Annotated in this window: 18 protein-coding genes; 9 read left to right on the top strand and 9 right to left on the bottom strand. The window is 57.3% G+C overall.

Annotated elements, in window-relative coordinates; all coding sequences use genetic code 11:
- The 4 genes from PGB28_RS20615 to PGB28_RS20600 all read right to left on the bottom strand — a co-directional run bounded on the left by PGB28_RS20615 (nucleotide 1) and on the right by PGB28_RS20600 (nucleotide 3,476).
- Complete coding sequence (locus PGB28_RS20615) at nucleotides 1-516, bottom strand: TRAP transporter small permease subunit (protein WP_080457297.1); 516 nt, start codon at nucleotides 514-516, stop codon at nucleotides 1-3.
- A gap of 75 nt (nucleotides 517-591) precedes the next feature.
- Entirely contained in the window at nucleotides 592-1,671 is a 1,080-nt protein-coding gene (gene dctP / locus PGB28_RS20610; protein ID WP_271423402.1) for a TRAP transporter substrate-binding protein DctP, read from the bottom strand.
- 335 nt (nucleotides 1,672-2,006) lie between these two features.
- Entirely contained in the window at nucleotides 2,007-2,717 is a 711-nt protein-coding gene (locus PGB28_RS20605; RefSeq protein ID WP_271423401.1) for an IS6 family transposase, read from the bottom strand.
- Nucleotides 2,718-2,789: 72 nt separating this feature from the next.
- Nucleotides 2,790-3,476: a winged helix-turn-helix transcriptional regulator gene (locus PGB28_RS20600; protein ID WP_271423400.1), complete on the bottom strand. Its 687-nt coding sequence runs from the start codon at nucleotides 3,474-3,476 to the stop codon at nucleotides 2,790-2,792.
- A 192-nt stretch (nucleotides 3,477-3,668) separates the two neighbouring features.
- On the opposite strand from PGB28_RS20600, the gene PGB28_RS20595 reads away from it, so the two are divergent.
- The 6 genes from PGB28_RS20595 to PGB28_RS20570 all read left to right on the top strand — a co-directional run bounded on the left by PGB28_RS20595 (nucleotide 3,669) and on the right by PGB28_RS20570 (nucleotide 8,213).
- On the top strand, nucleotides 3,669-4,022 hold the full coding sequence (locus PGB28_RS20595; RefSeq protein ID WP_080457300.1) for a DUF1428 domain-containing protein: 354 nt from the start codon (nucleotides 3,669-3,671) through the stop codon (nucleotides 4,020-4,022).
- A 3-nt stretch (nucleotides 4,023-4,025) separates the two neighbouring features.
- Nucleotides 4,026-4,685 (top strand): glutathione S-transferase family protein, encoded by a 660-nt coding sequence (locus PGB28_RS20590; protein WP_271423399.1) that lies wholly within the window; start codon nucleotides 4,026-4,028, stop codon nucleotides 4,683-4,685.
- Nucleotides 4,686-4,705: 20 nt separating this feature from the next.
- Nucleotides 4,706-5,590 (top strand): alpha/beta fold hydrolase, encoded by an 885-nt coding sequence (locus PGB28_RS20585; protein ID WP_271423398.1) that lies wholly within the window; start codon nucleotides 4,706-4,708, stop codon nucleotides 5,588-5,590.
- Nucleotides 5,591-5,603: 13 nt separating this feature from the next.
- Complete coding sequence (locus PGB28_RS20580; RefSeq protein ID WP_271423397.1) at nucleotides 5,604-5,975, top strand: hypothetical protein; 372 nt, start codon at nucleotides 5,604-5,606, stop codon at nucleotides 5,973-5,975.
- A gap of 162 nt (nucleotides 5,976-6,137) precedes the next feature.
- Complete coding sequence (locus PGB28_RS20575; RefSeq protein ID WP_271423396.1) at nucleotides 6,138-7,208, top strand: alpha/beta fold hydrolase; 1,071 nt, start codon at nucleotides 6,138-6,140, stop codon at nucleotides 7,206-7,208.
- Nucleotides 7,209-7,322: 114 nt separating this feature from the next.
- The gene (locus PGB28_RS20570) at nucleotides 7,323-8,213 is read left to right on the top strand and encodes an alpha/beta hydrolase (protein WP_080457304.1); all 891 of its coding nucleotides are present in this window, start codon (nucleotides 7,323-7,325) and stop codon (nucleotides 8,211-8,213) included.
- A gap of 283 nt (nucleotides 8,214-8,496) precedes the next feature.
- On the opposite strand, the gene PGB28_RS20565 is transcribed toward PGB28_RS20570, so the two are convergent.
- On the bottom strand, nucleotides 8,497-9,405 hold the full coding sequence (locus PGB28_RS20565) for a LysR family transcriptional regulator (RefSeq protein ID WP_271423395.1): 909 nt from the start codon (nucleotides 9,403-9,405) through the stop codon (nucleotides 8,497-8,499).
- A gap of 117 nt (nucleotides 9,406-9,522) precedes the next feature.
- Between PGB28_RS20565 and PGB28_RS20560 the strand changes: the two genes are divergently transcribed.
- Entirely contained in the window at nucleotides 9,523-10,464 is a 942-nt protein-coding gene (locus PGB28_RS20560) for a ring-cleaving dioxygenase (RefSeq protein WP_271423394.1), read from the top strand.
- Nucleotides 10,465-10,467: 3 nt separating this feature from the next.
- On the opposite strand, the gene PGB28_RS20555 is transcribed toward PGB28_RS20560, so the two are convergent.
- Both PGB28_RS20555 and ycaC read right to left on the bottom strand, forming a co-directional pair.
- Nucleotides 10,468-12,015 carry a VOC family protein gene (locus PGB28_RS20555; protein ID WP_271423393.1) on the bottom strand — a complete coding sequence of 516 codons (1,548 nt, stop codon included), beginning with the start codon at nucleotides 12,013-12,015 and terminating at the stop codon, nucleotides 10,468-10,470.
- An 81-nt stretch (nucleotides 12,016-12,096) separates the two neighbouring features.
- Nucleotides 12,097-12,723, bottom strand: a complete 627-nt coding sequence (gene ycaC, locus PGB28_RS20550) for an isochorismate family cysteine hydrolase YcaC (RefSeq protein ID WP_271423392.1) — start codon at nucleotides 12,721-12,723, stop codon at nucleotides 12,097-12,099.
- 199 nt (nucleotides 12,724-12,922) lie between these two features.
- Between ycaC and PGB28_RS20545 the strand changes: the two genes are divergently transcribed.
- A complete protein-coding gene (locus PGB28_RS20545; RefSeq protein WP_271423413.1) occupies nucleotides 12,923-13,858 on the top strand; it encodes a pirin family protein in 936 nt (311 codons plus the stop codon).
- A 249-nt stretch (nucleotides 13,859-14,107) separates the two neighbouring features.
- On the opposite strand, the gene PGB28_RS21345 is transcribed toward PGB28_RS20545, so the two are convergent.
- Complete coding sequence (locus PGB28_RS21345) at nucleotides 14,108-14,596, bottom strand: DUF6647 family protein (RefSeq protein ID WP_408636293.1); 489 nt, start codon at nucleotides 14,594-14,596, stop codon at nucleotides 14,108-14,110.
- Nucleotides 14,597-14,750: 154 nt separating this feature from the next.
- Here PGB28_RS21345 and PGB28_RS20540 point away from each other — a divergent pair, with 154 nt between their 5' ends.
- Entirely contained in the window at nucleotides 14,751-15,659 is a 909-nt protein-coding gene (locus PGB28_RS20540; RefSeq protein WP_271423391.1) for a LysR substrate-binding domain-containing protein, read from the top strand.
- A 195-nt stretch (nucleotides 15,660-15,854) separates the two neighbouring features.
- On the opposite strand, the gene PGB28_RS20535 is transcribed toward PGB28_RS20540, so the two are convergent.
- Complete coding sequence (locus tag PGB28_RS20535; protein ID WP_271423390.1) at nucleotides 15,855-16,832, bottom strand: IS5 family transposase; 978 nt, start codon at nucleotides 16,830-16,832, stop codon at nucleotides 15,855-15,857.
- Nucleotides 16,833-16,998: the final 166 nt, after the last annotated feature.

Below are 16,998 nucleotides of genomic sequence, written 5' to 3'. Positions count from 1 at the left end.
TCAGACCTCCTTCGCGTCGGGGGCAAACAGGACCTGGAGGCAGCCGAGCGCTTCGGCGATGGCCTGGAGCACCATCGCCACGAAGGCCGTGAAGAATACGAGGTGATAGGGCCAGACGACAGGGTTCCACGCGCTTTCACCGGAGCGTTCGCCCCATTCATAGGCCTCGATCATGTAGTGATAGAGCGCGAAGGTCAGCCAGATGCCGATCGGCAGGAACAGAAGCAGGTATCCCGCGAGATCCAGAATGGCCTTGAGACGCGGCGAGAAGCGGCAGGCGAGGACGTCGATGCGCACATGCTGGCCGTCGCGCAGGGCGTAGGCGGAGCCCAGCAGGAAGGAGGCGCCCATTGCCATGTAGCCGATTTCGTAGGCCCAGATGGTCGGCTGGTTGAAGACGTAGCGAGAGATGACCTCGTAGACCGAGGCGAGGATCAGAGGGACGAGGATCAGGGCCGAGAAATAGCCCAGGACACCACTGATCGCTCCGATGAAGCGGCGAATGGATGTAATCATGTCAGAGTTTCCTATGAACGGCGAAGCAGCCCCGGCCCCTCAGCGGGTCGGGGCTGCGCCTGTCCGGTTGGGCGTTCAGTTGGACGAGCTGTCCTGCGGCGGCAGGGCCATCTTGCGATAGCTGTCGGCCTCCGACCATGCGGACTCGAACTCACGCTGGGAGGCGAGCACGCGCTCGAACCATTCGTTGCCCTCGGCCTGGCGGTCGGCCCATTCCATGCCGAGGCGCTTGGCGGCGTCCTTTACCTCGTCCTCCAGGACGATGATCTCGTTGCCGTTCTCGCGGTAGAATTCCAACGCCTTGGCGTCCTCGTTTCCGAGGCGCATCCAGCTTTCGAACGTCACCAGCATGGCGGCGAGCTTAACCATTTCCTTGTCATGGTCCGACAGGGCCTCGAAGGCGGCGTCGTTAATGATCAGCTCACCCGGCCCGACGGGCTGGTGCACGCCAGGGATAACCACGTATTTGGCGATCTGGTAAAAGCCGGGCGAAACGTTTTCATAGAGCGAGCCCCATTCGGCCGCGTCGATGGTGCCGCGTTCGAGTGAGGTGTAGACCTCGCTACCGGCCATGGTGACGGGCGAGGCGCCCAGCTCGTTGGAAATCTCCAGCCACGCCCCGGCGGTGCGAATCTTGAGACCTTGCAGGTCCTCGAGCGTCGAGACGGGTTTCTTGGAATGCAGGAAAACCTCGGCGGGGCGCATAAAGAGCGGCATGGAGACGATGCCGAAGCGATCCCGGCGGAATTCGGTCCAGAGTTCCTGGCCGCCGCCCTGATAGAGCCAGTGCAGCATGCGCTCGCTGTCCATCGAGCCGGCGAAACCGCCGAAGAGCACGGTGGTCTTGTCCCTACCCCAGTCGTACCCCATCCATGTGTGGCCGACCTCGGCCACGCCCCGTTTCACAGTGGTGGTGACGTCGAGCGCCTTGCCCAGCGTACCGGCGGGAAACACCTCGATCTCGACACGGCCTTCGGTCATTTGCGACACGCGCTCAGCGAAGGCTTCGGCGCCCAGTTCCATCATCGGACCGCCGGTGACGGTGGTGGCCATTTTCCATTCGTGTTCGGCGGCGAGCGCCGCGCTGCTCAACAGAGCGCCGGTCATGCTGGCGGCCAGCGCAACGGTCGCGATGCCTTTCTTCCACGGTGACATAAGATTTCCTCCCTATTCGGTTTCTTGCAGGCTCTTCCCTTCCAAACCGTCATTCTTCTTAGGTATCGTCGACGGAGACGGACGTTTGTCGGCGCCGGAGAGCTGCATCGGAGACTCATAAACGACTTTTGATCGACGGTCAATATGCAAGTAATACGTAACTAATATGTCATACTGAAGTGGTCGAAAAGCTTCATGAAATTGGCCTCGGAGAAGCAGAGTGATCCGGCCCTTGTTTCACGGGACACCTAAGCGATTTCGGTTTTGGCCTTTCTGAACTCGCGCGAGCTTTGTCAGGTTGTTTTACCGCGACGTGACCAAGACCGGCACCATCATTATGCGGTCATTTCAGCCGCATAATCGTTCCACAGGCTGAACGCATCAGCCCGAGATTGGCGATAGGATACTGCGGAGAGGCAATGGCGCTTCGGACGGAACAAGGTTGCGGTCTGATCGTGAACGGAAAGAAATCTCTGCACTTGGCGCGAAGATTTGAAGCGACCCATGATCTTTTCTCGTCGCCTTATGTGTCGATGCGAAGCTTCTGACCGGTTGTTCAACCCCTTGTGCGAGCGGTGCTCGACGCTTAGGCAAAGCCCCCGGACGGCGACGCTATAGCTGCGGAGCTTGTCGGTCACAATGACCCGCGGTACGCCCCATCGCCGGACCAGTTTTCGAAGAAATCGCTTGGCAGCATGGGCATTCCTACGACTTTGGACCAGGATCTCCAGCACGTCGCCATTCGTATCGTCCGCCCGCCAAAGCCAGTGCTTCTGACCTCGGATTGAGATCACGACCTCGTCGAGGTGCCATTTGTCGGTCGGGGCCGGGCGGTCGCGACGGATACTCGCGGCGACCTGCGCACCGAACCGTTGGCACCAAACACGGATGCTTTCGTAGGAGACGATCACACCTCGCTCGGCCAGCAGATCTTCGACATCGCGCAGGCTCAGTGCAAAGCGGTGATACGCCCAGACGGCGTAAGAGATGACGGAACGGGGGAAGCGGAAGCCCTTCAGGCGAGGCTGTGAAACTTTGCTGATCATGACAGAGGGCTATGCATGCAGCTGGGTCGGGTCAACAACCTGACAAAGCCGGCAGGGGGCCTGAAGGCGGCGCTATGTCGTGCATTGCGTGGGGAGTTCGAACAGGTCGACGAACCTGTGACACAGGCCCGCAACTCCAGTGATCTCAACGCCAACCGTTTCGGGGGCCATGTTACCATAAAACACCGCAGCTAATGGCGGGGCGGCGGGAGCCGTGAAGTGCAGGTCGGAGGCGTTAGTTTCCCCGCGTGTCACAGGCATGGCACCGTCTTCAAGGCGGGCCGTAAAGCGCGCCTTGCCGATGGTAAACTGAACAACAACCTTCATCCCTTGCGCGGCGTCGGTTTTGAGCATCGTTCTCAGCGATAGCATAAAAGACACCGGCGACAGGGGCAACGTCGGGTCATGCAATGGCGAGGCGGCGGCCCAACGTCCGAGCTCGCTTATGATCGGTTCAGCCGCATAGCCCCAGTCCGTCAGACCATAAAGCTGCGCGGGCGCGGGGTCCGGCGCAGTTGAACGCACGATCACGCCATTCGCCTCAAGCCCGGCGAGCCGTTCGGTCAATACTTTGGCGCTTAAGCCGGGAAGGCTGGTGCGAATATCACTGAAACGGCGCGGCCCGAACATCAGCTCGCGCACGATTAACATGGACCAGCGCTCGCCCAGCAGCTCCAACCCAAATGCCGTGCCGCAGGCATCTGCGTACCAGCGCCCATGGGGGGATTCCGCCGATGTGGTATCTTTTTGTAACTTCATGGTTGCCTTTAATAACCGATACCCATTAGCTTGTCCATATCGGCCATACGAATCGCGAGAAATCCCATGTCACAGCACATGCAATATCCAAGTTCGTAAATGGCGCTGCCGAGGGGCCATAGTCAAAGACGATAGGCCGCCCTGTCGTGATCAATGATTGGCGCATGCCAAGACGCTAAGAGGAGACAATTGATGACCTATGTTGCCGGGATCCTGACCCCCGTCCCGAATGAAAACAAAGAGGCCTATATCGCAAGCGTCCGCAAGGCTTGGCCATTGTTCAAGGACTATGGAGCCTTGCAGATGGTGGAGGCCTGGGGCGATTATATCCCCGAAGGCGAACACACCGATTTCAAAAGCGCCGTGGCGCTGAAGGATGGTGAAACCGTCTGTTTTTCCTGGATCATCTGGCCCGACAAGGAATCCCACGACAAATGCGGCGCAAGTATGGAGAGCGATCCGCGCTGGCAGGACATGGATATGCCTTTTGATGGCAAGCGGATGATGTGGGGCGGGTTTACCCCGATCGTTGAGGAAAAGGCTTAAACTATGAATGACGGTACTCGATCAGAACTTACAATCTGGACCTTTGATTGGGTGCCCGATGGCCCTCGCGGTTATGTGCGGGACTTGCGACTGCGGTGGGCTTGTGAAGAGGCGGGGTTGGACTATCAGGTTCGCTCCGTCCCCTTCGACGACCGCAGCGCCGACCACCTGAAACAGCAACCTTTCGGGCAAGTGCCGTTTCTGACGGATGGCGACCTGCGCCTTTTCGAAAGCGGCGCATGCCTGTTGCATCTTGCTGAGAAGAGCGAGGTCTTGATGCCACAGGACGCAGTGACAAAAGCAGAAACGCTCTCGTGGGTCATTTCTGCGTTGAACTCGGTCGAGATGGTCAGCCTGCCGTGGTGGTTTGTCGGCCTATCGAACCCGCCAGAGAACCAGCTTGACGGCTGGCTCCGCTCGCGTCTTGACGTGCTGGAGGGTGTGTTTGCCGCGCGCGCCTGGCTGGTCGATGAGCGTTTCACCGCCGCCGATCTGATCATGGCGGATGTTCTGCGCCTGCCTTGGGTTCGCGGGCTTGGCAGCTATCCAGCAACAGATGCCTATGTGGCCCGGATCTGTGCCCGCCCCGCCTTTGAAAAGGCTCTTGCCGACCAAATGGCGCATTTCGCCGCGGCAGACGCAATGCGCGCCGCTGAAACGTAAAACTCTTTGAAAGACCTGTTATGAATACCCAAACCAGCACCAAATCCCTCAATACCCTTTTGCCCGCCGTTGCACTTTTCTCTGCAATGGCGCTGCCCGCTACCGCGGAGCACGCTTCGGGTCGGGTCATGTCCGGCGATCTTGGTGTCTACTATGAGGTTTACGGTGACCTTGCATCGGACGTGACACCATTTCTCGTCCTGCATGGCGGTATGGGGACAATCAGCAGCGACTTTGGCGATTTACTGCCCGTTCTGGCCGAACAACGCCCCGTAATCGGGATCGAACAGCAGGGCCACGGGCACACTGGGGGCCGCGATGCACAGGTCTCTTTGGAAGTCATGCGCGACGACACGCTGGCGGTACTTGATGCACTAGAGGTGGATCGTGTGCATGTGGTGGGCTTTTCCATGGGTGGCATGCTGGCGATGGAGTTGGGCGTGACAGCGCCGGAGCGGCTTGAAACCCTCTCTGCGATTTCGGTTAGCCAGAACCATGAAGGCATGCACCCTGCCATCGTAGAGATGAACCGCAACCCCGGCGCGGCCCCATCACCTGAGGCGCTGGAACTGATGCCGACGCAAGAGGACTTTGCCGGGATGCAGGCCGCATATGCCGACAATCCGGACGGCCCCGAGCAATTCGAGCGTACGATGCAACAGCTTCACACACTGATCGTCGGTGATTGGGGCTGGAGTGATGAAGAACTAGCGGCGATCGATGTGCCTACGCTGTTGTTGCTGGGGGACAATGATTTCACGCCTGTTGACCATGCCGCGCAGATGGCCGGGAAGATCAGAGCGCAGTTGGCCGTACTGCCCGATACGACGCATATGTCGATCATGTCACGCCCGGATTGGCTGGCACCCTTGATTGCAAACCGGATCGCGACCGCTGAAGAATGATAGCGCGAACCTGATGCTGGATGAAGAGATGGCAGAGATCATTGGTAGTCCCGATTGCGGCAACTCGCCCAGGAACAAATTTGCCCAGGACGTCGCGATTGCTCTGGAAGTCGGCGCGGATAAGCCCGAACAATTTGACGCCAAAGCTGTTTGGACGCGTTCCTCAGAAGAGCACATCAGGGGGCGTGACGCCCTAATTGCGGCGATTAACGCGAAAAGAAATCCGGACAAAATCATTGTCGAACACGCAATCTCACACGGCAAGACCAGCGCTGTCAGCGGCGAGGTGATTTTGGCAACCGGCGAAAGTTATCGCTTTTGCCACGTGATTGCATTCACCACTGCCAAAGCCAACTGCGTGGCCGCTGTTGTAAGCTATGGGTGAGCCTCTCTCATAGGAGATTCAGCAGGGGTCCTGTTCCTCGAAATCATGATCAAGAAAAACCCACGCTTCTGGTTCTGCGTTTCGAACTGTTCTGATCTCCTCATGTCGCGTTGCCCGAGCAGTTGTACTGACTGAGGGAATTGCTTCTGATAGTCTCAGAATATGAGCAATGCATACAAACCTGCACATCAGAAGCTCTCGTTTGTCACAGCACACGACGGGGTCCGAATTGCAGTGGCAAGAATGGGTAAGGGCCCGACCATTCTTAAGGCTGGCAATTGGCTAAGCCATGCGACCCATGATGAAGAAAGCCCTATCTGGCGGCACTGGCTGCAAGAGCTTTCCCGGGACCACCAGTTCATCAGATATGATTTACGCGGTTGCGGGCTATCGGATCGTGACGTCGAAGACATTAGTTTTGATGCTTGGTTGTTCGATCTGGAAGCGGTGGCAGACGCCATAGACGGACCAGTTACGCTTCTGGGCCTGTCACAGGGGTGTGCACTGTCGATAGCATTCGCCTTGCGGCATCCCGAAAAGGTGGAACGGCTCATTCTGGTTGGATCATATGCTCAGGGCATGCTGGCTCGTAGCGACACTCCAAATGCACGACTTGAGGCGGATACCCTCGCAAACTTGGTCCAACTTGGATGGGGCAAAGAGGTCCCGGCCTTCAATCAGGTGTTTACCCACCTCTTTGTTCCATCTGGTACGCCGGAACAGCATAGTTGGTGGCGACGTCTTGAACGGGAGAGTGCATCGCCAGAAATCGCGCTCCGCACATTGGAGGTCCTGCATAAGATTGATGTCTTGGCAGATGCAGCGAAGCTCGATGTGCCTACCCTCATTTTTCATGCAAACGACGATGCGCGCATTCCCTTTGATGAAGGCCGCAAGCTGGCCGCCGTCATTGCTGGCGCGCAGTTTGTTGCGCTGGACACCTCAAACCATATCTTGCTCGAAAATGAACCTGCCTGGGAGGTGTTCCTCAAAACGCTCCGTGCGTTCTTGCCTGAGACAAAGACACTTCGTTCTGTCCGCGCCACTTACCATCTGACCAATGCCGAAGAAGATGTTGTTGCACTGGTGGCCAAAGGAATGGGGAACCACGAAATTGCCAATGTTCTAGGGAAATCCGAAAAAACGGTGCGTAATCAGATCACTGTGGCACTCGATAAAGTCGGTGTGCGCAGCAGATCAGAATTGATCGTCAAGCTTCTTTCTGACGGATAGGACGTTGGCCCCAAGGATTTGCGCATCAATGACGCGCTACAGGGACATTCGCCTCATGCGGAATTTTTATCTGGGTGGTTGATTGCTTCCATCAATCACAGATGGGAACGGCACATGTACAGGGATATCGAATTTACGTCGGAGGGCGCGACTTTACAAGGCAGGCAGTACCGCTCAGCAGGGAGCGCAAGACCCACAATTGTCATGACACACGGCACCAGCGCCACGATTACGATGGCAATCGATTGTTACGCTGAAGCTATCTTTAAGGCTGGGTTTGATGTTCTCCTATATGATCACAGGAATTTCGGTCTAAGCGGTGGTGAACCAAGACAAGAGATAAACCCTTGGGTGCAGGCGCGCGGATATCGTGATGCCGTGGCGTTTGCGAGGGAGCACCTGCAGACGGACCGTGTTGCTCTTTGGGGGGATAGCTATACTGGTGGTCTTGTACTGGTTGCAGGCGCTCTCATTGAAAATGTTTCGGCGATCGTGGCTCAAATACCCGTTTGCGGCGCAACATGGCCTGAGGGTCCGACAGATGGCCCGGCCTTTGATACCCTTCGCGACCTGTTTTACAGCGCAGATTTGCGCGGTGAACCAGAGGATGTAGTTGGTCCTATGCCTGTTGTCTCGCTCGACCAGATTAACGCCCCTTCCTTGCTTGCGCCGCCACAAGCGTTTCGATGGTTTCTGGAGTATGGCGGTCGGCATGGCAGCGGTTGGGAAAACAAGGCGACGCGGGTTATCCCCAAGACGCCAGTTCCTTTTTCCCCGTTGGTGACGGCTCCTCACCTCAAAATGCCAGTCCTGATGATGAACGGGAAGAACGATGAAATGGTCCATTGCAACTCAGAGCTACAAGACGCGGTGTTCGATAGGATTGGGGGACCGAAAGAGAAAGTCATTATCGACGGCGGACACTTTGGTCTTTTGTGGGAGGATAGTCCGAACTTCTTGAAAGCCGTAAGCACGCAAATCGAATTTCTTAATCGGGTACTTTAGCGCATAATTCGAACAGCGGACCTTGGCGCAACCGCAGCGAATTCACACTAAGTCCGCTGACCGACGTTTTAGCCAAAAAATACTGCGCGATGCACGAACGGCTGGTCTTGTGAAGCTGCACTGCGGCAAAGGCTGCACTTGTGAACGGCAAGAGTGGGCCGGGAGCGACGGCTTGCGACTCTGATTTGGGCGAAGATGCTGCGCTGCCTGCGAAGGCCCTCCTGGCGCTCGCCAGTCACTCCTCACCGCTCTACCATCGTCACCTCCAACGCCGATGGCTGTCTCAGTTGAGTTGCCAGGGTCGCCCATCTTTCAGTTCGGTCACAAGATGATCGACGAAATGGCGGAGCTTTGGTGGCATCGGTGTGACTGGCGGCCAGAGCGCCACGATAGGGAGTTGGCGCGTTTTGATATTGGGCAGAATGCGTTCGATGTGTCCCTGCGCGATGGCAGGAGCGGCAAGAAAGCCGGGCAGGATCGCCAATCCCAACCCCTCAATGACCATGTCCCGCATTGCCTCACCGTTGTTCAGGGTGAGACGGCTGTGCAACGCGGGGAGAGCACTTTTCCCAAGTTCCCAGAGTTGCGCGTTTGACATATGATTATAGCCGATGACCTGATGATTGCTCAGGTCTGTCAGTTCGGTTGGCCGCCCGTGCTGATCAAGATAGCCTGGGCTGGCACATGGTATGGTTTCATCTTCGCAGAGTTTGCGTTGCATCAGGGCGGTGTCCCGCAGATGGCCGATGCGGATAGCTACGTCAAATCCATCGCGCAGCAAATCACGTGCGCCGTCGTTGTAGTCGATACGCAGGTCCAATTCTGGGTGCTGTAACGCAAAGCGGGCAATGATCGGGGACAGATAGAGTGTTCCAAAACTCATCGGCGCGGTAATTGATAGCGTGCCACGCAGGTTGTCACCATCTGCACCACCCCAGGCAACGCTTTCGGCGGCGGCTGTCAGTTCTGCCAACGCGGGGCGCAGACGATCATCCAGTCGTAGAGCGGTCTCGGTCGGTGTGATCCGGCCTGCGTTGCGCCGAAAGAGAGCTGCCCCGAGATTGAGTTCAAGATCGGAGATGCGCTTGCTGATCACGGATTTCGACAGATTGAGGCGTATAGCAGCAGCCGTGAGGGTGCCAAGCTCCATCACTGCAAGAAAGGTTTTGATCTCATCCAGAGTGTAACGCATGAGGAGAGGGTAACAGGCGCCAAGTCGTTCGCAAGAACAGAACACGGCATTCGCCACAGTATTGCTGGCAATAAGCGACCGAACGGCGAATATCTGGTGCAAGGAAAGGAGGCCATCATGGACCTGACAGGTATTCACCATCTTACGGCAATCACCGCAAATGCACCGGCAAACAAACGGTTTTACACCGACACGCTCGGACTGCGGTTGGCCAAGAAGACCGTCAATCAGGACGACACATCTGCCTATCACCTGTTTTATGCAGATGGGCAGGCGACGCCGGGCACCGACCTCACCTTTTTCGATTGGCGGGCGGCGCGGGAACGTCGGGGCACCCATTCGATTAGCCGTACCGGTCTGCGGATCAGCGCAGACAGCTTTGATTACTGGGCCGCCCGGTTGAAAACGGCTGGATTGACTCACGGCAAAGTCACCTCACTGGATACCCGTGCCACGCTTGATTTCGAAGATCCGGAAGGACAGCGGTTTCGACTGACGGCCGATGATACGGATGCCGTGCATCCATGGGGGCGCAGTCCGGTCCCTGCCGAACATCAGATCCGCGGGCTGGGGCCGATTACGATCTCGGTGCCCGACCTTGGACCGACCAGGACGCTTCTGGAAACGGTGCTTAACATGCGCGAGGTGCGGGATTATGCCAGCCCCGACGGCCAAGGCCGGGTGCATGTGTTCGAGATGGGCAATGGCAGGGCTGCGGCGGAACTACATGTTGCCGTTCAGCCCGATTTACCGGTTGCGCGTCAGGGTGCAGGCGGGGTTCATCACGTTGCCTTCCGCACGCCGGATACGGACACGATCAGGGATTGGGCAAACCACCTGACAGAGCTCCGCATTCCAAATTCGGGCGAGGTTGAGCGGTACTATTTTCGTAGCCTCTATTTCCGCGAGCCGGGCGGCAACCTGTTCGAGATCGCGACCGACGGGCCAGGATTTGCAGTGGACGAGCCGATGGAAGCTCTGGGCGAAAAGCTCGTCCTGCCACCTTTCTTGGAAGATCTCCGTACCCAGATCGAGGCGGGGCTTAAGCCGCTTGAATGAGTTTCAGACCGCCGGGTTATCCCGGTGGCCTTGTTCGAAGAGCCAGTCCGACGCCTGCGATACATCCTCTGGCGTCAAGTCGTGACCCGCACCTGAGGCACGGACCTCAACGTTTACGCCACCTTCACGCAGTGCCCGTTCCAACGCCGGGGCCATACGTGCGAAAGGATCACGCGACCCGATCAGCATCAACACAGATGCGCCCTCAAGATCGGCCTTGGGCGGGTCTTCCAGCACCTGCACAGGCCGCAACAGGATAGCATGTCGAATGGTTTGCGGATGCAGTTGGAGCACTGCGCCCAGCAAGTTGGCGCCGTTGGAATACCCGACGAAGCACAATCGTCTTTCGTCAAGCCCATAGCCTGACATCGCGCCCCGAACAAAAGCCGCAAAAGCCTCGGCTTCAGCGTGGATATCGGCCTGATCATAGGTCACGGCATCAAAGCGGCGGAACCAACGGTTATTGCCTTCTTCGGTCGCGCGCCCGCGCACCCCGAGCAAGGTGGCACGGGGATTGACCCGATGCGCCAGCGGCATCAGGTCGGATTCACTGCCACCGGTACCGTGTAGCAGCAAGATGGTGCTGCCATCGGGGTTTTCGGGCCGGTGGAAACGATGGATAAAAGGCAGATCACGCATGGGAAACCGTTCCTCGCCCGGCATGGCAAATTGCGGCAACAGAAGCTTCAGGTCTTGCGCTCGTTTGGCATCTTGCGGCGGCACGAACAGCGTCTCGCCCAGATGATCGAGGGGTTCATCTACTGCGAAACCCGGGCCGTCGGTAGCATATTCAATCAGAGTTCCAGCAGGCTCGCGCACATAAAGCGACAGGAAATACTTGCGGTCATGCACGTTGGTCATGCCTGCAACGTCTTTCATCTCCATCCGCATGCACCGCATCGCATCCGCATCGGGCGCTCGGAAGGCGACATGGTCCATGATCCCTGCACCGGGAATGCTTGGTACAAACCCAGAAGCATCACGTACGTCGACCGCGTCACTATCAGATGTCAGCCGCCTGATTGCGCCTTCAGAATTTATTTGCTTATAGCCAAATCGGGAAACAAATTCCGCCGTCTCGTCAGGACGCTCAGACAGTATGGTCACGCTGTGAAGACGTGTCGGCGCGACGGGATCAAACAAGGGCGCTGTGGCAGGATGGTCGGCACCGACTAGCTTGACTATCAACCCGTCCGGATCTTTCAGGCGCAAAACCGGCTCGCCGAAGGCACGTTTGGGCCCTTCGACCGGCACCCGCGCGTCCATTGCACGGGTCAGCCAATCGCCCATGCTGGCAGGTGGTACCGCAAAGGCGATTTCAGCAACTTGTCCGTGGCCGATACGCCCACGCCCGCCACTTTCCCATACCAGAAAGCTGACAAGCGTGCCCGGTGTGCCCGTTGCATCGCCGTAAAACAGGTGGAGCTGTTCGGCATCCTCAAAACCGCCGGTACGCTTGATCAATCGTAGGCCCAGAAAGCCTGTATAGAAATCAACATTGGCCTGCACATTGGCGGTGATGCCTGTCGCATGATGTATGCCGGTGGTCATGGGACGGTCCGTCTCCGCGAAGTATTGGTTTCAGAACCCGTGAGGTATCCCTGTCCCACCAATGCAGGACAGGCGGCGCACTTAGCTGTCAAGTGGCACTGTGGAATAGCTGGTAATCAGGTTCCGGTAGTCAGGAATATGGTTCGAGAACAGAGCACCTAATCCCTCAATGTCATTGCGCCAATCGCGGTGCAACTCACAGGCCGCGCCAAACCACGTCACCAGTTGCGCACCGGCGGATGACATCCGGTTCCAGGCAGCATCGCGCGTGATCGGGTTGAACGTGCCAGAGGCATCGGTCACCACGAAAACCTCAAAGCCCTCTTCGATGGCCGACAAGGCAGGGAACGAGACGCAAACCTCTGTCACAACGCCCGCGATGATCAATTGCTTCTTGCCAGTTGCCTTGACCGCCTTGACGAAATCCTCGTTGTCCCAGGCGTTGATCTGGCCGGGCCGGGCGATATAGGGCGCATCGGGAAATATCTCCTTCAGTTCGGGCACAAGCGGGCCATTGGGGCCATCCTCGAAACTGGTGGTCAGGATTGTCGGCAGGTCAAAGTATTTAGCCATGTCGGCCAGTGCCAGCACGTTGTTTTTGAACTTGTCCGGATCGATGTCGCGGACCAAAGACAACAGCCCCGCCTGATGGTCGACCATCAGCACGGCGGCGTTTTCTTTGTCGAGACGGGTGTATGGGGTTGTCATCTGTCGCTCCTTTTTCTCGCTTCTGGTCTGCCTGGCCTCGCCACGCGTCACGCCAACAAACCCCTTCCAGAATAGGCGCCTTTTCAAAGGCTCGCGATGCGTGAAATACGATCCCCGCGTTCGGTCGTTTCGAACACTTTGCTTTTTCGTCAATGTGATCGAACCTGTTACGATGGATGCAATCAGAGGAGATATCGATATGAGCTGGAACCCCGCCCTAACCCCCGGTTGCCCTGATGACATCGGAGTGGATGCCATCGAAACACTGATCATCCCGCGTGCGCGCGACTTGGGCGGCTTCGAAGTGAAACGGGCATTGCCTGCACCCAAACGCCAGATGGTGGGGCCTTTCATCTTCTTCGATCAGGCTGGTCCTGCCGAATTTCTGACCGGGCAGGGCATTGATGTGCGCCCGCATCCCCATATCGGGCTGGGGACGGTGACTTATCTCTATCAGGGCGATTTCCACCACCGCGACAGCATTGGCACTGACCAGATCATACGCCCCGGCGCACTCAACTGGATGGTGGCAGGCAAGGGCGTCACCCATTCTGAACGCACGTCATCGGAAGGCCGCAGCGGGCCGCATTCGCTTTATGGTATCCAGACCTGGATCGCCTTACCCGACGAACAGGAGGATATGGAGCCCAGTTTTGAACATCACGCGAAGACCGATTTGCCAGAAATTGAATCCGACGGGGTCAAAGCGAGGCTGATCCTTGGGTCGGCGTACGGCGAAACAGCGCCCGCGACGATCTATTCTGAAACCTTCTATCTTGATGTGACCCTGATTGCTGGTGCGCGTTTCCCGCTGCCCGACGATCATGAAGACTGCGGCCTATATGTTACTCAAGGGTCGGTCTCAATCGCCGGTCAAGACTTCGCCGCAGGGCAAATGATGGTGTTTCGTCCTGGCGATAAAATCACTGTTGCAGCAGGATCGCAGGGCGCGAGACTCATCGCATTGGGCGGGGCCACACTGAACGGGCCGCGTCATGTCTGGTGGAATTTCGTGGCATCCAGTCGCGAAAAAATCGAAGCCGCCAAGGAAGAGTGGCGCGCCAGCCGATGGGGAGAAGGCCTCTTCGACCTGCCCGCAGATGACCGAGACGAGTTCATTCCGTTGCCGGACTGATTGCCGCCACCGGGGAGCGGGTTGTTTTGTAACGCCCTGATTTGGATAGCTGACATTCGATCAGAGTCGGCTTTGTCCCGCGTCTTACCAGTTCGTGCACGGTGCAGCGAAATGCGGAGTATCGCAGACCGACCATTCGTGGATTACGCGGCGAAGGTGCTGGTAGAGCCCAGAGTGTCAGATGCTGCGTAGCGGGCGAATGTCGGCTTCTCCCTTGTTCTCCCTTGGTGACCTCAAAAAGCTCCAATTCTAATCGGGGTGAAAGTCGCGTCTACTACACCCAGATTCTAGTACGACCGCAATCCAGTTGACCTTTGCCTGCAGGCCACGTTCGCGAAGCCAATCATCTTGAAGGCGATAAGCCGCTTCTTCCTGAGCACCGGGACAAAAGTAGTGCCGGGCAACCTGTCGGGCGTGTACGAGTTCGTGCAAGAGAACGCTTGCATCGTGTGGGTTCTTCCGATCCCAGGGCCGTGCTAGATAGACCGTTGACGAGGCTGGATCAAAGAGCCCCCGTGTTTGCCCAGAACTTGATGCTGATGAGCCTTGAATGGATGCAACGAAAGACGCGCTCACAAATTCTATCGTGGGGCTGTTCTGAGGGCGTTGAAAGTCCGTGTTTTGATCAAGCCATATATCGAAAACCTCAACCAGCTCTGTGATACTTTCGGTATTGCGCCATTCCGGTTCCGGATCGAGACGCACGATTGTGTCGGCCCAAGCAGAACTGGCAAGCATCAACAGTGCCACCAACCAAAGGCTGATGGGAGAGGAGCTAAGCATAATGCTCTCCATCGTTGTTTTTTGGAACTCTTGGAAAATATGCTAGGCTTGACCTGAGGATCGCGCAAAAGACGATTTTTCATGCTGGCTTGAAAGGAATTCACAACCTTTGGTACGAAAACTTCCACCTTTTGCCGCAGTTCGCGCTTTTGAAGCGGCCGCCCGGCATTTGTCGTACACAAAGGCTGGTGACGAGCTTTGCCTTTCACCTTCCGCAATCAGCCATCAGGTCCGTTCCTTGGAGGAATACCTCGATACAAAGCTGTTTGAGCGCCGCAATAACAAGATGCAGCTAACCCTGACGGGGTGTGCCTATGCGGGGAAAATGACGTCGCTTCTAGACGTATTTGAGGCCGACACTTTGGACGCAGCAGATACCGCAAACCATTCTCTTCGAGTTCTTTGCACGCCCGGTTTTGCAGCCCGTTGGCTTGTGCCAAGACTCGACCGGTTTGTCGAACCATCGGCAGTTCGACTTCGCGTTTCCGTAGGCGCTCCATCGACTGACTTTCAGACGAATGACGCCGATGTCGTTATCGGTTGGGCCGATGCGACTGTTGCCGGTGCCGAGGTTGTGCCTTTGATGCAGTCTGGCCGGTATCCGGTGGCAGCCCCAGACTTTGTGCGAGAGCACGGCATCGAGAGCCCAGAAGACTTGCGAAATGTCACATTGATGCACGACGAAACTATGGACCAATGGGCCGAATGGTTCGCCGCTGCCGGGGTTGAACCGCCTGACTTTCCGATGGGCCCGGAGTTTCCCAACTGCGAGCTTGCGACATCCGGTGTCGAACAAGGTCTCGGTGTCTCGCTCGCCTATGACCTCATGGTTCGAGAGACTGTCGCATCGGGCCGCTTAGTACGCCTTTTTGAAAAAGTCACCATGCCATTCGTGATATACTCGTTTGTTTGCCAACGCAGCCGAACATCCGAGCCGCTGATCGCTGCGTTCCGAGAGTTCGTGTTCAACGAAATGCACGCCGACGGACGACCTTCCTTTGCTGTCGTTGCGGAGTAGTCCGAGTTCTTTGGTCGGCGCTACCGAAGCGGTCGTTGGTCCAGATGCAGCGAAGGTCATGTGTGGATATATATGGACCCCGCCTAATTGCAACGGTCTGTTTGGCTCTGGATCGAAGGTCGCGATTGCTGATGTATATCGGCCGTGTTGCACGGATTGACTCCAACTCGGAACACGCCCTACCCGAGACGGATTTCAGGCGGTGCGTTCGAAATTGGGTCCGCCAAGTTCGGTCATGCGGTTAAGAATACGGACGCCAATCCTGGCCTCGGTTTTCTGGTTGTCGAACGACCACGCCCTTAGCTTGGGCCCGATGACGGTTTTCCAACGACCCATCAGGGTTTCACCCCGGCTGCGCTGATTGTAGCCCGATGCCTTCTGCCAAGCCATCCGACCGTGCGTTCGTATATCGGCGATATGGCGATCACGAATGCCCGGGTTCCGGGCAGTGTCGGGGCTCAGGATCGCGTTCTTGGGCGGTGGGATCGTGACTTTGATCATTGACCCGAAGCGTGCGGTAAGAACGACGTATGTTCGCTCTCCATCGTAAGCGCCGTCCGCCAGAAACAGGTCAAGCGGGCCATCGACCTGATCCAGCAAGCCCGGCAGGGCGGTCGGATCACCGACATCATCTCTGGTGAGATCCGAGCAGACGATCTGACCGCTAACAAGGTCAAGACCGAGGTGCAGCTTGCGCCAAGAGCGCCGTTTACGCTTGGTTTGATGCTTTTCCTTCAGCCATTCGCCTTCGCCGAAGATCTTCAGGCCCGTGCTATCAACGACCAGCTTTAGCGGCATGGGGCTCTTGGAGGCGGTTCTGGCGGACAAGCTCAACCCATTGCCTCTGCGCGATAGAGTGGAAGAGTCCGGCACCGCGATATCCATCCCCAGCAGCCCGGCGATGGAGCGCATCAAGCCTTGGGGCTGGCGCAGAGGCTGCTTGAACACCATGCCAAAGGTCAGGCAAAGCTCAATCGCCAAATCCGAATAGACAGGCTGACCGCTAGGCGTCGTTCGCGGTGGTGCCGACCACAAAGCAAGCGCCTCTTCGCTGATCCAGACAGTCAGATCACCACGTCGCCGCAGGCCTTCGTTATACTCAGTCCAGTTGCTCACCCGGTGCTTTTGCTTCGTGATCTTGTCACGGCGATCAGCACTGAACTTGTGCGGCATCTACAGCACCCTCAAGAGAACAGATCGCAACCGATATCAGCTCGGGGGCGATCCCTGCAACAACGCCCAGCTTCACCGAGAACGTCCAAGGTCCTGAGAGCACAACGGGAGTGAGTAAGGGTTCTGGTTGCTTCCGACGGGAACAACATCGTGCTCATCGAATTGC

This window comes from Primorskyibacter aestuariivivens, from assembly GCF_028023675.1.
In the GTDB taxonomy this organism is placed as follows: domain Bacteria; phylum Pseudomonadota; class Alphaproteobacteria; order Rhodobacterales; family Rhodobacteraceae; genus Marinovum; species Marinovum aestuariivivens.
Note: the sequence above shows the minus strand (reverse complement) of the source record. Positions and strands in the feature narration are given on the sequence as shown.